Genomic DNA, 434 nt, shown 5'->3' on the forward strand with positions numbered 1-434 from the left:
TGATCTGCAACCGTACCGACCTGCCGGTGAAGGGGCGACCGGAAACGACGGAAGGCTATCGCACGTATCTCGGCCTCTGCAGCCACGAGTATTTCCACACGTGGAACGTGAAGCGCATCAAGCCGGCGGCGTTCGTGCCGTACGACCTCACCCGCGAGAACTACACGTCGCTGCTGTGGCTGTTCGAGGGCTTCACGTCGTATTACGACGACCTGATGCTGGTCCGCAGCGGGCTGATGTCGCAGGACGACTATTTCGCGGCGCTCGGCCGCACCGTGGGCGGCGTGCTGCGCGGCACGGGCCGGCTCAAGCAGAGCGTCGCGGAAAGCTCGTTCGACGCGTGGATCAAGTACTACCGTCAGGACGAGAACGCGACCAACGCGATCGTCAGCTATTACACGAAGGGCTCGCTCGTCGCGCTGGCGTTCGATCTC

1 protein-coding gene is annotated in these 434 nt (G+C 63.4%); it reads left to right on the top strand.

All coding sequences use genetic code 11. The annotated features are described in order from the left end of the window. Window positions 1-434 (top strand): M61 family metallopeptidase (locus AC30CM_RS27130; RefSeq protein ID WP_490119996.1); only part of this gene is annotated, 434 nt, incomplete at both ends.

The sequence above is a fragment of the Mycobacterium sp. DHQP2018-32-09 genome (genome assembly GCF_058148405.1).